Below are 16934 nucleotides of genomic sequence, written 5' to 3' on the forward strand. Positions count from 1 at the left end.
GCCTCCCAAGCTACGGTGCTACTTCGGCGCTACGAGTTGCCGGTACAGCGACTCGTAAAAGAATGCCTCCTCCTCCATGCGGTAAGGCATGCGTATCTGGCTACGCCAGGTACGCAGCTGCGTCGGGTCCGCAGCCAGTTCGCCCAACGCCTGCGCCCAGGCCACGACATCACCAGCCGCGACCACCTTCCCGCCGCCTTGCGCATGGATGCGCTCCGGAGGCGCTCCAAGGTCCGACACCAGGGCAGGAATGCGCAGGGTAGCCGCCTCGTGCAACGCCAGAGAGAAGGTTTCGGGCACGGTGGACGGCAGGCACAGTAGGTCGAACCGCTCCAGCTCCGCCGCCACATCGGCCGGCGCCACAGGCCCGACCCATTGGACGCGCGGGTCGGCAGCAATCAGACGCTCTATCTCAGCCTGATGTACCGGGTCGCCAGAGAAGTCACCAACGATGCGCAGCTGCAGATGCGGGGCATCCACCCGCGCCAGCGCCTGAAGAAGCACGCGCAAGCCCTTCTGCGGAATGATGGCCCCCAAGTAGCCAAGGGTGACGATGCCAACGCCGTCGGCGGGTGCAGCAGCGGGTGTTGTACTCGCCGCCTGTGCGATCGGTAACAAGCCGAGAAAATCCACGCCATGCGGAACAACACGCCACTCTAGGTCGGGAAACGTACGGCGGAAATAGCGGGCCACATATTCGGAAGGCACCACGCGCTCGCCCGCCGCTTGCAGAAAGGCGCGGGCATGCTGGTGGCGCTGCTCCAGACTGCTGTCCGTCCACGGTGGCACCAGGCAGTCCCGCGCGCAGGCATGGCCCTGCTCCGCATCCGCGCAGGCGTCGCCCGATGCTTTAATGGCGTTGATGCGGTAGCAACCTGTGAAGAAGTCGGTCAGCGTGGTCACATACGGCAACCCGCATTGCTGCGCGGCAAGTACGGCCGAGGCCATGCGCATCGTGTGGAACACGTGCATCAGATCGAAGCGCTGCGTGCGCATCCAGTCGCGCAGCTCGTCCACGACGAGGGGCGCCACATCAAAGCCAATATCACCTTCGGCGGGCAGGTGCTCGCGCGGCACCAGCGTGACTGGGATGCCCCGGTAAACCTCGTGGATCGCCACCCCCTGGGCCGTACGTGCCCTTGCGCGCATAGTGCACGCCAATACATGGACGTAATGGCCGGCGCGCTGCACGCTGCGCGCCAGGTTGAAGACAACGCGCTCGGTACCGCCGGAAAACTCGGGGTAGAACTGGTGAAGGACGAATACGATTCGCATCAAACGCCCGCTTTCAAATCGGAGTAGAGGGACTGGGCCTGCGCGAAATCCCCTTCGCAACGCTTGCGCTCCATGTCCAGGAACATGAAGGCCAGCGCAGAGCCCGCAGCCGCCGCGTAGGCCTTGACGACTGCTTGGCGTAGCTCCGTGCAAAGCGCGTCAGCGCAAAGGCCGTATGTCAACCCCACGAAATGGGCGAAATGGTCGATGCGCGAGAGAAAGGCATCCAGGAAGCGCTGCGCCTCAGCCGCCTCCTTGCCCGTGAGTTTGCGCTGTAGCAAGCCGGCTGCATCCTGGCGCTCGCGCAGGGTCTGCAGCCATGCGTCCAGCCGCACGTCCCCTAGGCCTATCGGCCCGTCAAGGTCCAAGCGCGCGAATTGACGTCGCCCCTCGTCGCTGAAGCGGCGCAGCATCCCGCCCGTGTCGGAGCCCTCCGGCGGTAGTGGCGTTTGCAGCCAACGCGAAAGATGCACTGCGGTAGAGAGAACCCCCGCGAAGAGGCCACTCTGCGATTCGATATGCGCGTAGTCGAAGTCGGGAAACAGGTTGACCAGGAAGATCACATCCACGAAAGAGCGCTTGAGATAGTAGTACGCGGGCCGGTTGTGCGAATGTATGACCTTCACCGATGCCAGCATGGCTACGCGGTATCCGTCCTGGATCAGGCGAATGCCCAAATCCAAGTCTTCGGCATAGTCGCCACGATAGCGGTAACGCTGAAAGGTAGCACGATCGATCATGCACGAGACATCGCTGAGCTGGCCTTCCGATCTCAGCGCTGCATGCCCTCCGTCCTTGAGCTCACCTATGCGGTCGTAATGGAGACAGCCCAGGAATTGGTAATGGGTATGAATCATGGAGTCATACATCACGTCGCTATCGCTGCGGCTGTACTCGGCGCACGACGCCGCTACGAGCTTCTCGTGCGCATGATCTTGCAGGAACTGCAGAATGCCTGCCATCCAGTGATCGCCGATGGGATAGGCGTCCTGCACCATGAACAGCAGGTAGTCGCCTGTGGCTTCGTCTGCACCACGGTTACGCGCGTAACTGTGCGAGAACTCAGAGGGCAGGATTTCTACCACCACACAGCCAGCCTCTCTGGCAACCGCTACCGTACCGTCCCTAGAGCCGGAATCGACTACCACGATCTCAACGCCGCCGATGCCCTGCTGGCCCTGCAGCTTCTGCAGCAGCCAGGGGAATTCCGCTCCTGCGTTCAGCGTCGGAATGACCACGGAGACGGTGACTCCCGGATGCTGTGGCGCCTGCACCAGCAGTTCGGGATGCAATCGCACCTCATGCCGCATGCCGGCGGCCGGCAGAAACTGAGGCGCGTGCGCCTGGGCAGCGGCCAGCAGCCCCGGGCGCTGGCGCAACTGGCGCAGATAGTAAGGAACACGGCGCAGAAAACCCGACAGGCCGTGCTGCTTCAACTGGCGTTGCGCCAGCCGGAGAGCGTTCGCAGGCCTGGATCCCCGCACCAGCGCCAGCACACGACCGGCTACGCGTCGTGCCCCACGCAAAGGACGCGTGATGCGCCAGGAATGGGAAGAGAGCACTCCCTGCAGTGCTGCGTCGAGTTCCGCGGCGCGGCGATCTTGGCGGTCGGCCACTGCTTGCGTCTGTGCAAGTGCCGCCTGCAGTTCGTGATTTCGGGCGTGCTGAGCCGCCAGTTTCTGGCTCATCTGCGCATGCAGTTCGCCCATTTGCGCATGTAGTTCGCGCGTCTGCGCATGCAGTTCGCCCATTTGCTCATGTAGTTCGCGCGTCTGCGCGTCGCGCTCGTCAATGGTCCGGTACAGCACCAGCGATTGAGCGTCGCGCTCGTCGATAGCCTGCGTGAGATGCGCACACCGGTCGGACAGGAATTCGCTGGTCAACCGCAGCTCGAACGCCGCGCCCAAACGGGAGAACAGCGCGCGCGCCTGGTCCCATTGCGGATTGACGCCTTGGTCCACCAACTCCACAAGTGCGGGTAAGCGATCCTGTCCCACGAGCAGCACCCCCAACCCATTGGAGTGGGTGAAGTTGAAACCGGGGAAGCGCTGGCACACCTCATCCCACAGGCGGTGCACGCCAAAGTCGTCGCGGCGCACGCAGGTATCGTGGAATAGTACGACGGCGCGGTGCGACAGCTTGGGCAGCCAAGTCTCGAAGTCGTGCCGCACGGCTTCATAGGTATGCAGGCCGTCGATGTGCAAGAGATCCACGCTGCCAGGCGCAAAATCTACCAACGCTTCATCAAAGGTTTTGCGCAGCAGAGTCGAGAACCCGCCGTACAAGGGGTCGTGGTAGGCACGCAATTGCTGGTAGATGCTGTCGTCATACAGACCCGCATGAGGATCGCCCTGCCACGTATCGACCGCATAGGCCTTCGTAGGCGCGCCGGGCGTTTCGTCGATGGCTTGGCAGAACGCACAGTAGGAATTGCCAGTGTGCGTGCCCAGTTCCACGAATACGCGCGGCCGCAACTGGCGAATCAGCCAGGATGCGAAGGGAATATGGCCCGCCCAGGGATTGGGCAGCACCAACCGGCGCGGTTCGATCAACATGGATGCCAAATCGAAGGGGGCCGTGTTGCGAGAAATGTCATTCATGTAAGAGGGGTCCGTTGTTCTTTGCGCAACCGTCAGGCCGCCTCCGGCGCACCCACATCAATCTGGATGCGGCGCATGGCAATGCCCACTAGACCCGCCGACACACTGCTGGATTCCGATTTGAACTGCAGCGCATCGTGGATCCAATGGTGCTGCACGTGGTCGTCCTGGGTTCCGTCCGCCAAAGCCACCGTCACCGTGTAGTCGCCGGGGGGCAGGCGCGGCATGTCGAAGTCGAACTCTGCCCGAACCGTCTCACCCACTTCACAAGTTTGCGGATCGTCCAGATAGGCCAAACAGGTGTTATCGCCAAAGAGAACTTGGCCAGTGCGGTCGTTGACGAAGAAACCGAGGATAGGCGAGCGCATCCGCTCGATGCACTGCACATCAATACGCAGTGTCACTGACTCTCCGCCCACCACCCAGCTCAGAGGCCGCGCCTGCTCATCAAGCAGGTAGACATTCGTCACGACTCCACCCCGGTGACCAAAGGCGGCGGCATCTGGCCGAAACCGGAAGACCTGGATATCGTTGCGTAACGGAGTGGCATTCATGAAGTCCCTGCGCTGGTCGTGCGGCGCAGCGTCCAACACCGAAGAGCGTGGAAACGTTGTACGACGGGGAGAGGGGGCGACTATCCCCTGCTGTGCTTCGTAGAACGCCTGCAGGTAGTGTTCACACACTTCCTTGGCTCCGCCACTTTCCATCATCTGCCCTTTATCGATCCACACAACGCTGTCGCACAGGCTCTTTACGGCAGCGGTATCGTGACTTACAAACAGCACTGTGCCGCGCTGCATGAAATCGCGCAAAAAGCGCATGCACTTCTGGGTGAAAAAGGCATCTCCCACCGCGAGTGCTTCATCGATGACGAGCACGTCAGCGTCTACGTGGGCAATGACCGCAAAGGCCAATCGCACCATCATGCCGCTGGAGTAGGTTTTCACAGGCTGATCAATGAAGTCACCGATGTCGGCGAAAGCCTCAATGTCGGCCAACCGGGCACGGGTCTGCTCCTCGCTCTGGCCCAGCACTGCGGCGTTGAAGAATACATTCTCCCGCCCAGTGAACTCAGGATTGAAGCCAGATCCTAATTCGAGCAACGCGGCAACGCGACCCTGGACTTCAATGCTCCCAGCAGTGGGATGCAAAGTGCCGCAGATCATCTGCAACAGCGTGGATTTGCCGGATCCGTTGCGGCCAATGATGCCTACAGTCTGCCCCTTACGGATGGAGAGCGAGATATCACGCAACGCCCAGAACTCTCGAAAATGGTTTCTAGGCGCCATTCCCATCCAGCGCCGCAACCGAGGCAGGATGAACTGCCGCAACCGGTGGCCAGGCGTTGTGTAGACCTGGAAGCACTTGTGCAGCCCCTGCACACGAATAACGACGGGTTGCTCGACGGTTTCTTTAGAGGACATCGGCAAACCCCTTGCGAGTCTTCTGAAACCAGGCAAATCCCAGCCAACCGATCAATACTGCGGCAATAGAGTACTGCACTAAGCCAATCCAATCCGGTTGCTGCCCCCACACAAGGACAGCACGCACCTGTTCGATGATGAAAGTAAGCGGATTTAGGTGCATCCAGACCTGAAAGTTCGCAGGCAGCGCATTGATCGGAAAGAAAATTGGGGAGAGAAACAAAAGCACCGAGGTAGCCAGCACGGTAGTCTGCCCAACGTCGCGCACGAAGACGCCCAAAGATGACAGCATCCAAGCCACACCCAGCGTCAGCGCTAAAAGCGGCAATGCAACCACAGGTAGCAGGACGACAGTCCAGGGCACGCCACCGTTGAACACCCACTGCGCCGCCAGCAGAACAACGATGCTGACCAGCGCATGAAATGCTGCAGCCAAAAGTTGAACTACCGGCAATACTTCCAGAGGAAAAACAACCTTCTTCACATAATTCGCATTGCCCAAAATCAATTGTGGCGCCCGATTTAGCACCTCAGAAAAAAGAGTGTGTACGATCAACCCGGCAAACAGCACTACAGCAAACTGCCCTCTACTCTCCTCGCCCGCACCCCAGCGGGCCTTGAAGACTACGGAAAATACGAAGGTATACACAGCCAGCATAAATACCGGATTGAGGAAAGACCACAAGAGTCCCATGACGGAACCTTGGTATCGGCCCACAATCTCCCTGCGGCTCATACGGGCGATAAGTTGGCGGTGTAGCCACAAAGAGCGCAGTAGCGCAGGAAGTGACGCAGCGGCTTCAGAATGCGGATTCATACGTCAGAAGCATTCTGCGTCAGCCAATGCACAGCCTGCCAGGTCTTTCGCAGAAAGCGCTGGCGCGTTGCCCGTGTCTGGCCACTCAATGGCCAGCGTGCTATCGTTCCACAGGATGCAGCGCTCGTGCGCCGGGGCGTAGTAATTGCTGGCCTTGTAGAGGAAGTCCGCGCTCTCACTGGTCACCACGAAGCCGTGCGCAAAGCCGGCCGGAATCCATAGCTGTCGGTGATTGCTCTCATTCAGTTCCACGCCTACCCACTGCCCAAAGGTCGGCGAGCTCTTGCGGATGTCTACCGCCACATCGAACACAGCGCCACGCGTGACTCGCACGAGTTTGCCCTGCGCCTGCTCCAACTGGTAGTGCAGTCCGCGCAGCACGCCCTTCGTGGAACGGGAATGGTTGTCCTGCACAAAGTCGATGTGCTGACCCACGGCCTCGTCGAACACGCGCTGGTTGAAGCTCTCCATGAAGAAGCCGCGGTCGTCACCGAAGACCTTCGGCTCCAGGATCAGCACGCCGTCGAGCTTGGTTTGCGTGACCTTCATCCGTGGTACTCCTCGCGCAGCAGGCGCATCAGGTATTGGCCGTAGCCGTTCTTCTTCAGAGGTGCGGCGAGCTTCTCGACCTGGGCGGCGTCGATGAACCCGCCGCGCCAAGCGATTTCTTCTGGACAGGCGATCTTCAGTCCCTGGCGTTGCTCCAACGTGGCAATAAACTGACCAGCCTCCAGGAGGCTTTCGTGCGTGCCCGTATCCAGCCAGGCATAGCCACGCTTCATGATTTGCACGTTGAGGCGACCCTGGTCCAGGTAGGCTTGATTCACCGCCGTGATCTCCAGTTCGCCGCGGGCGCTGGGCCTGACGGATTTGGCGATGTCCACGACCTGCTGGTCGTAGAAATACAGGCCGGTGACGGCGTAGTTGCTCCTCGGTTCCGTTGGCTTTTCCTCCACGCTCACCGCGCGGCCGGACGCGTCGAAGGCGACCACGCCATAGCGTTCAGGGTCGTGCACGTGATAAGCGAAGACCGTAGCGCCGCTGGGTTGCGCATCGGCGGCACCCAGCAGTTGCTGCAGGTCGTGGCCGTAAAAGATGTTGTCGCCCAACACCAGGGCGCTCGGCGCCCCATCCAGAAACTGCTCGCCGATGAGGAAGGCTTGGGCCAGCCCGTCAGGGCTGGGCTGCACGGCGTACTGCAGATTCATTCCCCACTGGCTGCCATCACCCAGCAATTGCTGGAACCGCGGCGTGTCCTGCGGCGTGCTGATGATCAACACATCGCGGATCCCGCCAAGCATCAGCGTGCTCAGGGGGTAATAGATCATGGGCTTGTCGTAGACCGGCAACAGTTGCTTGCTGATGGCCAGCGTGGCCGGGTGCAGGCGCGTGCCGGAACCGCCGGCCAGAATGATGCCCTTGCGTCGTGTGGTCTGTGATGTCATTTTTTGCGCTCGTCGGGCTATGTCACATCGTCTCGCGCAGCATGCGCGCGACGCCTTCTTCCCAGTGCGGCAAGTGCAGGCCGAAGGCGGCCTGCAGCTTATGGGTATCCAGCCTGGAGTTCGCCGGTCGCCGGGCTGGCGTCGGGAAGGCACTGGTCGGTACCGCCTTGACCGCCTCTGGACCGGCCTTGAGCTCCACCCCCATGGCTTGCGCTGTCGCCAGAACAAAACGCGCATAGCCGTGCCAAGTGGTCTCGCCACCGGCCACCGCGTGGTACAGCCCATGCTTGGACGGATCTTCCTGCGTGGCACGGATCGCGTGGGCAGTGATGTCGGCCAGCAACTCTGCCCCGGTAGGGGCGCCATACTGGTCATCGATGACCGTCAGGCTATCGCGCTCCTTGGCCAGGCGCAGCATGGTCTTGGCGAAATTACCGCCTCTTGCCGCATAGACCCAGCTCGTGCGAAAGATCAGGTGTCGGCTGCACTGCTGAACGATCAGTTGCTCGCCCTCCAGCTTCGTCTGGCCATAGACGCTGAGCGGGCCGGTAGGGTCCGATTCCTGCCTAGGCGTCGTGCCACTGCCGTCGAAGACGTAGTCGGTGGAGTAATGGACCATCAACGCGCCCAGTTCCTCGGCCACTTGGGCCAAGGCACCGGGTGTGGTCGCGTTGAGCTTGCGCGCCAATTCCACCTCGGCTTCTGCCTTGTCCACCGCAGTGTGGGCAGCAGCATTGACGATCACGTCAGGGCGCAAGCGCCGCACCGTGTCGGCCACCTCGTCAGGCTGGCTGAAGTCAGCAGGGTAATCGGTGCTGTCGTGATCGAGCGCAACGAGTTCGCCCAGCGGAGCCAGGCTCCGCTGCAGCTCCCAGCCAACCTGTCCGCCCTTGCCTAGTAACAGCAGCTTCATGCCGCAGCCTTGCTCTCGTCGTACTGTTTTTCGACCCACTCGCGGTAGGCGCCACTCTGCACGTTGCGCACCCAATCGCCATGGGAGAGATACCACTGCACCGTCTTGCGAATCCCGGACTCGAAAGTCTCCGCAGGCTTCCAGCCCAGTTCGCGTTCGAGCTTGCGTGCATCGATGGCATAGCGACGATCGTGGCCAGGGCGGTCGGTGACGTAGGTGATCTGTTCCTTGTACGGCTTGCCGTCAGCGCGGGGGCTCAGGTCGTCGAGCAGCGCGCAGACCGTGTGCACGATCTCGATGTTGGGTTTTTCGTTCCAGCCGCCCACGTTGTAGGTCTCACCCAGGCGCCCGGCCTCCAGCACGCGGCGGATGGCGCTGCAGTGGTCCTTCACATAGAGCCAGTCGCGGATCTGCATGCCGTCGCCATATACCGGCAGGTTCTTGCCCGCCAGCGCGTTGACGATCATCAGCGGGATGAGTTTTTCGGGGAAGTGGAACGGCCCGTAGTTGTTGGAGCAGTTGGTCGTGAGCACCGGCAGGCCGTAGGTATGGTGCCAGGCGCGCACCAGGTGGTCGCTGGCGGCCTTGCTCGCCGAATAGGGACTGTTGGGTTCGTAGGTGCTGTCTTCGGTGAAGGCAGGATCGTCTTTGGACAGCGATCCGTAGACCTCGTCCGTAGAAACATGCAGGAACCGGAACGCCGCCTTGCTCTCAGGCGCTAGACTTGCCCAATAGGCCCGCACGGCCTCCAGCAGGCGGAACGTGCCCAGCACATTCGTCTGGATGAAGTCTTCTGGCCCGTGGATGGACCGGTCCACATGCGACTCTGCAGCGAAGTTCACCACCGCACGGGGCTGGTGCTCGGCCAGAAGCCGCGTCAGCAGTTCGCTGTCGCCGATGTCTCCCTGCACGAAGATATGGCGTGCATCCCCCTCCAGGGACGACAGGGTCTCCAGGTTGCCGGCATATGTCAGCTTGTCGAGATTGATGACAGGCTCATCGCTGGCAGCGAGCCAGTCCAGAACGAAGTTGGCGCCGATGAAGCCGGCGCCGCCGGTGACCAGAATCATGGGATGCGTAATTTGGAGCGCGCGTAAGCGCGGAACCGGCGATTATGTAACGCAAATCTGTAACACTGCCGTAAGCAGACGAGAGAACTGCGTCAGACATCGCCGCTTCCTGAATTAGGGCTTTGCACCTAAAACTTCCTGAAAGTTTGCTTTTTATGCAGTTTTTCCGCCGGCAGGGTTGAATTTGCATGCTGGGGAATATGTGCTGAAGTGATCAGCACAATCTGTTCGGACGGCTGGCGCACAGCGACAGCGCTTGGGGGAAGCCGTCAGGGATCGCCCGTCGAGAGCAGCCCCAGTGCTGCACCGCAGCATGGCAGTCTGGAGCCTGTGGAGTAGAGTCGGCTACGAGACCGACCACTCACCCAACGAGACAAGGGGAGGCAGCACATGGCGAAAAAGCCGCCGCGGCGCACGGCCGAACGCATTCTGGAAGCCAGCCAGGAGCTGTTCAATCGCTTTGGCGAACCCAACGTCTCCACCTCGGCCATATCTGCCGAGCTGCACATCAGCCCCGGCAATCTCTACTACCACTATCCTGCCAAGGACGAACTCGTGAATGCGCTGTTCGGCCGGTACGAGCAGTCGATCAATGCGCTGCTGGCCACTGCGGACGACGTGAACGACATCGAGGATGCCTGGTTCTTCATGCGCACGCTGTTCGAGCTGATCTGGCAGTACCGCTTCCTGTACCGCGATCTCAACGACCTGCTGTCCAAAAACCGCCGCCTGGAGACACAGTTCCAGGCCGTGCTGCAAAACAAGACGCGCGCAGTGCATGCCATGCTCGATGCCCTGCGGCGCGCCGACGCATTGCACATGCCCCCCGAAGAGGTTCACCCCACCGCGACCAGCATGGTGGTCGTACTCACCTACTGGCTCAACTTCGAGTACGTGCGCGCCCCCCGGCACGCCCTGGAGCCCGGCAACGCCCAGGCCGCGCTCCTGCGCGGTGCACGCCATGTCCTCAGCCTGCTCATGCCCTATCTGGACGAAGGGCAGCAGGCCCATCTGGCGGTGCTGTCGCAGGCCTATGCGACCGCCGCGCCCGCGGTCTGAGGACGGGATGCCGCATCGCCTCACTGACAGCCCTGCGCCACCAGACCTTTCCTGGGCGCCCTTTCCTCACACGGACCGCTATCCGTTCACGCCGCAGGAAGTGGCTGCGCAGTGGCACCTCCTACATGCTGGAGATGCGGAGCCCCTGCCGCAGGACCCCGCCGTGCTGCAGGCGTGGACCCTGTTCCACAGCGGCCATTTCGCCCGGGCTGAGCAGGCGGGCCTGGCTGCTGGCGGTGCGGGCCTGACGGTGGCCAACAAGGCGGCCATCATCCATGCCCACTACCTGGAGCCCAGCGAGGCCGCACGGCTGGCCCGTCTTTCGATGGCGGCGGAGCGCGCCGCCCGGCAGGCGGACCACGCCCCCGGCAACGCCAATGCATGGTTCTGGCATGCCTATGCGCTGGGCCGATACAGCCAGGGCATCAGCGTGGCCAAAGCCCTGGCGCAAGGGCTGGGCCTGGCCGTGCGTGACACCCTGCAGCGCGTGATCGACCTGTCTCCGCAGCATGCCGATGCCCGGCTGGCGCTGGGCGCATTCCATGCCGAGGTGATCGACAAGGTGGGAGATCTGGTCGGGCAAATGACCTTCGGAGCGCACCGCGCACAGGGCCTGCGGTACTTCCAGGAGGCGCTGGAGCTTCACCCCGCCACCGTCATCGGCAAGATCGAATACGCCAATGCCCTGCTCATGCTCGGAGGGGATGCGCACATGCCGGAGGCCACCAGACTGTATGAAGCCGCAGCCCGCGCCAAGCCAATCGACGCGCTGGAGCATCTGGCCGTCGCGCTCGCACAGCAGGAGCTGGAAGGCTGAGCAGCCGGGTTGTCCCGCCGCCGTCAGGAGCAGGACTTTCAGGCAGGCACGGGGGCGAGCCGGCGGGAGGCGATTTCCAGCAGACCGTCGAAGATCAGGTTCTCCACCAGTTGAAAGGGCCGCGTCATGCTCGGGGCCATCTTCCAGCCCGCGCCGCCGGTCATCATGCAGACCGGCTCCATGCCGCAGTGCTGTCTCAGGTGCTGGTACATGCGCTCCACCGCGCCTGCGATGGCGTACGTGCCTCCGCTGGTCAGGGCGTCGCTGGTGTTGGTGGGGAAGAGCCGGACCTCGCCGGTCGGCACATGCAGCCCGGCCGTGCCGGTTTCAAGCGCGCGCAGCATGATGCCGTGGCCCGGCAGGATCAGCCCGCCCATGAAGCGGCCCTCGGCGTCGATCGCCTCCACCGTGACCGCCGTACCCACCATCACCACGATGAGCGGCCGCGCCGGTCCCTGCGCCAGCATGCGGTGGCGCGCACCGATCATGGCCACCCAGCGGTCCGACCCCAGGCGGGAGGGATGGTCGTAGCCATTGACGAGGCCGGCCTCCTGGGCCGAAGACACCACCCACTGGGCCGGCACATCCCACAGCTCCATCTGTTCGACCACGCGGCGCTTGGCCGCATCGCCGGCCACCACGCAGCCCAGCATGCGCGTGGGCGCCGGCAGCCCCGCCCAGGCCCCTTCTGCCAGGCGATCGATGTGGTCGAGGAATTCGGCGCCATGGGCCCGCACGGAGGCCCCGGGTTGCGGTGCGTCGAACAGCGCCCACTTCAGGCGCGTATTGCCCACGTCGATGGCCAGGAAAGTCATGCGGCGGATTATCCCGAGTTTTCCGGCACGCCCCGGCGGTCCGAGTGCAATGCGTGACAGCCCTGCCAGCGCGATGCGGGCCCCTCCGCAGCGGCAGCGGGACGTGGGGGCTTATCTGACAGGCGCCTTGCTCCGGCTTCGCTACAGTGGTCGCTCGACGTTTTCAAGAAGCCACCACAGGAGCACATGCCATGGGTCTTTTCCATTTCGTCAAGGAAGCGGGCGAAAAGCTGTTCGGCCACGGCCGCGATGCCGCAGCAGCCACGCCAGCGACGCCCGCCGCACCAGCCCCGTCGCAGGAGGAGCTGAACGCCAAGGCCGGCCAGGCCATTGCGGCCTACATCGCCACCCAGAACCTCGGTGTGCGCGACGTGCAGGTCACGTTCGACGGCCCGGCCGGCAATGTCACGGTGCGGGGCGAAGCGCCCGACCAGGCCGCCAAGGAGAAGGTCACGCTGTGCTGCGGCAACGTGGCCCACGTAACCAGCGTGGACAACCAGATGAGCGTGGCCCAGGAGGAACCTGAGGCCCAGTACCACGACGTGATCCGTGGCGACACGCTCTCTGCCCTGGCCAAGAAGTACTACGGCAACGCGAACAAGTACCCCGCGATCTTCGAGGCCAATCAACCCATGCTGACGCATCCCGACAAGATCTATCCGGGCCAGAAGCTGCGCATTCCGCGGCTGTAAGGGTGTGGGCGACCAGGCTCCCGAGGGTCGGGAGCCGCGTCGTCAGTGCTGCGCCTGGTATTCGGGGGTTGCGTCGGCGCCCGGCCAAGACGGCCTTCGCTGCAGCGGTGTCAGGGGCGTAGGGTGACGGTCGGCGGCCGCCCATCAACCTTGGCGCCATGGCAGGCCACGGAAGCGCCAGCCACCACGGCGGTTGCGGTGACCTTCCTCGTCGGCGTCGCCTTCGAAGCCTTCCAGGATGTTGTAGGCCGACAGCCCCAGCTCGGTGGCCCGCCGCGCGGCCGCTACGGAGCGCACGCCGCTGCGGCACAGCAGTACGGCCTTGCCGTCCGGTGGCACGGCGGCGCGGAGGGCGTTGTCAAAGCCGGGGTTGAGGGCCATGCCCGGCCAGTGCTTCCAGGGCACGGCGACCGCCCCCGGCACGAATCCCACCCAGTCGCGCTCGGCGTCGGTGCGCACGTCCACCAGCACGGCCTCACCGGACTGCACCCATTGCCACGCCAGTTGCGGCGTCACATCGCCCGCATAGCCTTCGGCGGGGCGCACGGTGTCTGGGATCGCAGCGGGGGTGGGTGTGGATGGGGTCGTCATGGGGCCATTCTGGCAGAAGCGCCATGGTGAAGGTCTCGCGCTTCAAAGCGCATTCCAGCCTCATGGGCCACCTGCAAAGCGGCGACGGCCTGCGTTCCCCACGATCACCGAACGGCCGCTGGGCGCAACGGCTGCTGCCGGCAGCCGGCCCTGTGGATCGGAACCGGCGCTGTGTCAGTCCCACTGCGGGGCGGGCTCGTCCTTCAAGCGGTTGCGCAGCTGCGCGTAGTCGGGCACCACGCTGCGCACCGTGTCCCAGAAGCGGGGGCTGTGGTCCATGACCCGTAGGTGCGACAGCTCGTGCGCCACCACGTAATCGATGACGCTCGGGCGGTAGTGCAGCAGCCGCCAATTCAGGCGGATGGAGCCGTCGGCCTTGGCGCTGCCCCAGCGCGTGTGTGCGTTGGACAGGCGCAGGCTGGTCCAGCGCACGCCCAGCAGCGGCGCGAAATGGTCCAGGCGTTCGGTGAAGCGCCGGCGGGCATCGCGCATCAGCCAGGCCTGCACGGCATCGCGCACCTGCGCGGGCGCGGCGCTGCGCGCCAGGCCCACGTGCAGTTGCCGTGCGCCTTCCGCCGTCTCCACCAGCGCGCCGCCCTTGCCGGAAAAACCGTGCGTGGGATCGAGCACCACGGTCAGCGGCTCGCCCAGGTAGGGCAGCACGGCGCCGTCGCCCCAGGCGATACGTGCGCTTTCCTGGCGCTGCTGGCGCTCCTGCGCCTCGCCCAACTTGCGCAGGATCCAGCCGGCTTTCTCGCGCAGCGCGGCATCGATGGCGGCCAGCGTCACCCAGCCCGGAGCGCGCACCGACAACCCGTCCGGCCCCACGCTGAAGCCGATGCTGCGCCGGCGTGCCCGCTGCAGCGCGTAGGCCACCACGGCATCGCCCAGCAGCACCTCGCGGCTGGCCTGGGGATGGCGGAAGATGGCCGGGGCGAGCAGCGTGCCCAGCGGCACGCCGGGCACTGGCGGCCCTGCGGGCGCCGCAGGCCGCGCTATTGAATCAGGAGCTGCCAGCGCACGCAGGTCGGGCGCAACAGGCACTTTGGGCATCGATTCACGCACCCGCTGACGGCGCGGCGCCGGCCCGGTCGCCGCAGGAGATTCGCCTGCCCCGCCGAACAGATCCAGCGCGAGCTGCACCAGCCGCTGCATCAGCCTCCCACCGAGCCCAGCGCCGCGAGCGGCCCGTGAAACTGGCGCGGCCCCGACCAGCGGACGCCGCGCAAGGGCCGCCCCGCCGCGCTGGCGTCGTCCCCCTTCCCACGCGCAGCGTGAGAGAAGGGGGAAGCCGCAACGCGGCTCAGGGGGTTGTTCATGGATACGCCTCGGGGTCCAGCCGCCGCATTTCCGCCTCGATCCACGCCTCGACCTCGCGCATCAGCTCATCCGGCTGGCGCCCTTCGCTGGAGATCGGCTGGCCGATGGACACGTCCACCGTGCCCGGACGCTTGATGAACGCCTTGCGCGGCCAGACCTTGGCCGAGGTGACGGCGATCGGCACCACAGGCACGCCGGCGTCCACCGCCAGGCGCGTGCCGCCGCTCTTGTACTGGCCCTTCTCGCCCCGGGCGGCGCGCGTGCCTTCGGGGAACATGATCACCCAGGTGCCCTGCCCCAGCAGCTTGCGCCCCTGCTGCAGCACCTTGACGAAGGCACGGGCGCCATTGCCGCGGTCGATATGGATCATGTCCAGGCTGCCGATGGACCAGCCGAAGAACGGGATGCGCAGCAGCTCGCGCTTGAACACGTAGGCCAGCGGCCGGGGCATGATCGCGGGCATCAGAAAGGTCTCGTAGGTGGACTGGTGCTTGACCAGCAGCACCACGCCCTGCTTGGGGTCCGTCGGCAGGTGCTCCATGCCGGTGATGCGCGTGCGGATGCCCATGATGACGCGCGCCGCATCGACGCTCAGCTTGAGCCAGGCGCGCGCGATGCGGTAGCGCGTGCGCGTGCTCGCGCCGAACAGGCGCACCACCAGGATGAGCAGCGTGTAGGGCACGCAGGTGAGGGCCATCCAGAGCAGATGGACGATGGAACGGATCAGGGCCATGGAAGTGAAGAGTTGAAGTATTTTTAGGCGCTAGCGCTTATACAGCAAGCGCATATAGCTACCATTTTTATAGCAATCAGATCGCAAGCTGCAGACTGCCGCCAACGGGTGGCAGCAGGGCATCGACCAGTGCCGCCAGGCTGGCATGGGCGCGGGTGCCGGCGGGCCAATCGGGCGGCAGCGGCAGTTCCGGCGCCAGGCGGGCCGACGCGCCCGTGCACACCATGTGCAGTTGCGCGCCCAGGCCGGAGGCCGCCAGCAGGTGGTCAGGGCAGCTGCCGATCACCAGCACCTCGCCCCCCTCCACCCCGTAGCGGTCCCGGATCTGCTCCATCAGGCCCGGGGCGGGCTTGCGGCAGGCGCAGTGCTCGCTCTCGGCGTGGGGGCAGTAGAACACCGCATCAATGCGCCCGCCCGCAGCGGCCATCTGCCGGTGCATCTTGGCGTGGATGGCGTTGAGCGCCAGCACATCGAACAGCCCCCGGCCCAGCCCCGGCTGGTTGGTGGCGACCACCACGTGCCAGCCGGCGTGGTTCAGCCGCGCCACGGCTTCCAGCGCGCCAGGCACGGCGGTCCATTCATCGGCTGTGGCAATGAAGGGCTCACCCGGCACGTTCAGCGTTCCGTCGCGGTCGAGGATGGCGAGTTTCATGCGGCAATTATCCAGGAACGGCGGGTGACGGCCCGCCTGCGCGGGCACCCCGGCCACAGGCACCAAGCACCAGGCCGTAGGCCTTCAGGCACCGCCGGCGGGCGCAACCGGCTGCCAGCCGGTCACGAAGCGGCCACTGAAGCGGCCCGTCGCCCAGTCCAGGCGCAGCGCCTGGCCCGGCTTCCACTGGGCAGCGGCCAGGTCGTCGATCAGCACCTGCTGCACCTGTGGCCAGCCGGCGATGCGCAGCACGACCAGCGTGCCGCCCGCCGCCCGCACCGAGGGCTTCTGCGGGCGGCTGCCCAGCACCTCGGCGGCGGCCGGCGGTTGCGGCTGCAGGCCTTGCACATTCAGGTGGCGCACGACCAGACCGGCCGAACCCGCCACGCCCAGCACCACCCAGCCGGCCAGCAGCAGGCGCCGCACCCGCGCCCCGCCCCAGCGGCGGCCGACCCAGATCAAGCCCCCTACCAGCAGCACGAGCGCCGCCACGGCATAGCCCGCGGAAGCCAGCCCGGCCATCGGGTCCTGCGTGCCGGCGAAAGGTTGCAGAGGCAGCGCGGGCGCGCCCGTGGCGCGGTCGGCCATCCACTGCAGCACCCAGCGGGTGCCGCCCAGGAGTGCCAGGGGGATGAAGAGCAGCCAGACGGTGCGCTGCTGCTGATACACAGATGCAGATGCAGAGGGGGGTGAAGATGCAGCCCCTGGCGT

At 64.6% G+C, this 16934-nt stretch carries 17 protein-coding genes; 3 read left to right on the top strand and 14 right to left on the bottom strand.

From position 1 onward, the window contains the following. Window positions 1-18 precede the first annotated feature (18 nt). From QE399_RS02675 to rfbB, 8 genes are read right to left on the bottom strand one after another with little or no spacing between them, the layout of a single operon-like run. Window positions 19-1275, bottom strand: a complete 1257-nt coding sequence (locus QE399_RS02675) for a glycosyltransferase (RefSeq protein WP_309825874.1) — start codon at window positions 1273-1275, stop codon at window positions 19-21. Beyond that, window positions 1275-3875: a class I SAM-dependent methyltransferase gene (locus tag QE399_RS02680; protein ID WP_309825875.1), complete on the bottom strand. Its 2601-nt coding sequence runs from the start codon at window positions 3873-3875 to the stop codon at window positions 1275-1277. The genes QE399_RS02675 and QE399_RS02680 overlap by 1 nt, the downstream gene beginning before the upstream one ends. 32 nt (window positions 3876-3907) lie before the next feature. Then, window positions 3908-5299, bottom strand: a complete 1392-nt coding sequence (locus QE399_RS02685) for an ABC transporter ATP-binding protein (protein ID WP_309825876.1) — start codon at window positions 5297-5299, stop codon at window positions 3908-3910. Then, window positions 5289-6116, bottom strand: coding sequence for an ABC transporter permease (locus QE399_RS02690; protein ID WP_309825877.1), 828 nt, complete (start codon window positions 6114-6116; stop codon window positions 5289-5291). The genes QE399_RS02685 and QE399_RS02690 overlap by 11 nt, the downstream gene beginning before the upstream one ends. Before the next feature lie 3 nt (window positions 6117-6119). Beyond that, window positions 6120-6665 carry a dTDP-4-dehydrorhamnose 3,5-epimerase gene (rfbC, locus tag QE399_RS02695; protein WP_309825878.1) on the bottom strand — a complete coding sequence of 182 codons (546 nt, stop codon included), beginning with the start codon at window positions 6663-6665 and terminating at the stop codon, window positions 6120-6122. Next, a complete protein-coding gene (gene rfbA / locus QE399_RS02700; RefSeq protein ID WP_309825880.1) occupies window positions 6662-7561 on the bottom strand; it encodes a glucose-1-phosphate thymidylyltransferase RfbA in 900 nt (299 codons plus the stop codon). Before rfbA ends, rfbC begins: the two co-directional genes overlap by 4 nt. A gap of 22 nt (window positions 7562-7583) precedes the next feature. Beyond that, complete coding sequence (gene rfbD / locus QE399_RS02705) at window positions 7584-8474, bottom strand: dTDP-4-dehydrorhamnose reductase (RefSeq protein ID WP_309825881.1); 891 nt, start codon at window positions 8472-8474, stop codon at window positions 7584-7586. Further along, window positions 8471-9544 carry a dTDP-glucose 4,6-dehydratase gene (rfbB, locus tag QE399_RS02710; RefSeq protein WP_309825883.1) on the bottom strand — a complete coding sequence of 358 codons (1074 nt, stop codon included), beginning with the start codon at window positions 9542-9544 and terminating at the stop codon, window positions 8471-8473. Before rfbB ends, rfbD begins: the two co-directional genes overlap by 4 nt. Window positions 9545-9934: 390 nt before the next feature. Between rfbB and QE399_RS02715 the strand changes: the two genes are divergently transcribed. Continuing rightward, on the top strand, window positions 9935-10603 hold the full coding sequence (locus QE399_RS02715; protein WP_309825884.1) for a TetR/AcrR family transcriptional regulator: 669 nt from the start codon (window positions 9935-9937) through the stop codon (window positions 10601-10603). 7 nt (window positions 10604-10610) lie between these two features. Beyond that, the gene (locus tag QE399_RS02720; RefSeq protein WP_309825885.1) at window positions 10611-11420 is read left to right on the top strand and encodes a tetratricopeptide repeat protein; all 810 of its coding nucleotides are present in this window, start codon (window positions 10611-10613) and stop codon (window positions 11418-11420) included. Window positions 11421-11458: 38 nt separating this feature from the next. Here QE399_RS02720 and QE399_RS02725 read toward each other — a convergent pair whose 3' ends face one another. Continuing rightward, the gene (locus tag QE399_RS02725) at window positions 11459-12235 is read right to left on the bottom strand and encodes a type III pantothenate kinase (RefSeq protein WP_309825886.1); all 777 of its coding nucleotides are present in this window, start codon (window positions 12233-12235) and stop codon (window positions 11459-11461) included. A 191-nt stretch (window positions 12236-12426) separates the two neighbouring features. Between QE399_RS02725 and lysM the strand changes: the two genes are divergently transcribed. Further along, window positions 12427-12927 carry a peptidoglycan-binding protein LysM gene (gene lysM / locus QE399_RS02730; RefSeq protein ID WP_309825887.1) on the top strand — a complete coding sequence of 167 codons (501 nt, stop codon included), beginning with the start codon at window positions 12427-12429 and terminating at the stop codon, window positions 12925-12927. Window positions 12928-13071: 144 nt separating this feature from the next. Here lysM and QE399_RS02735 read toward each other — a convergent pair whose 3' ends face one another. From QE399_RS02735 to QE399_RS02755, 5 genes are all read right to left on the bottom strand, one after another. Then, complete coding sequence (locus QE399_RS02735) at window positions 13072-13518, bottom strand: rhodanese-like domain-containing protein (RefSeq protein WP_309825889.1); 447 nt, start codon at window positions 13516-13518, stop codon at window positions 13072-13074. 174 nt (window positions 13519-13692) lie between these two features. Then, a complete protein-coding gene (locus tag QE399_RS02740) occupies window positions 13693-14673 on the bottom strand; it encodes a M48 family metallopeptidase (RefSeq protein ID WP_309825891.1) in 981 nt (326 codons plus the stop codon). A gap of 160 nt (window positions 14674-14833) precedes the next feature. Further along, the gene (locus QE399_RS02745) at window positions 14834-15571 is read right to left on the bottom strand and encodes a lysophospholipid acyltransferase family protein (RefSeq protein WP_309825893.1); all 738 of its coding nucleotides are present in this window, start codon (window positions 15569-15571) and stop codon (window positions 14834-14836) included. Window positions 15572-15647: 76 nt separating this feature from the next. Beyond that, window positions 15648-16223, bottom strand: coding sequence for a D-glycero-beta-D-manno-heptose 1,7-bisphosphate 7-phosphatase (gmhB, locus tag QE399_RS02750; RefSeq protein ID WP_309825894.1), 576 nt, complete (start codon window positions 16221-16223; stop codon window positions 15648-15650). Window positions 16224-16307: 84 nt separating this feature from the next. Beyond that, window positions 16308-16892 (bottom strand): hypothetical protein, encoded by a 585-nt coding sequence (locus tag QE399_RS02755; protein WP_309825897.1) that lies wholly within the window; start codon window positions 16890-16892, stop codon window positions 16308-16310. Window positions 16893-16934 lie beyond the last annotated feature (42 nt).

Origin of the sequence: Paracidovorax wautersii (assembly GCF_031453675.1) — a bacterium.
Taxonomy (GTDB): domain Bacteria; phylum Pseudomonadota; class Gammaproteobacteria; order Burkholderiales; family Burkholderiaceae_C; genus Paracidovorax.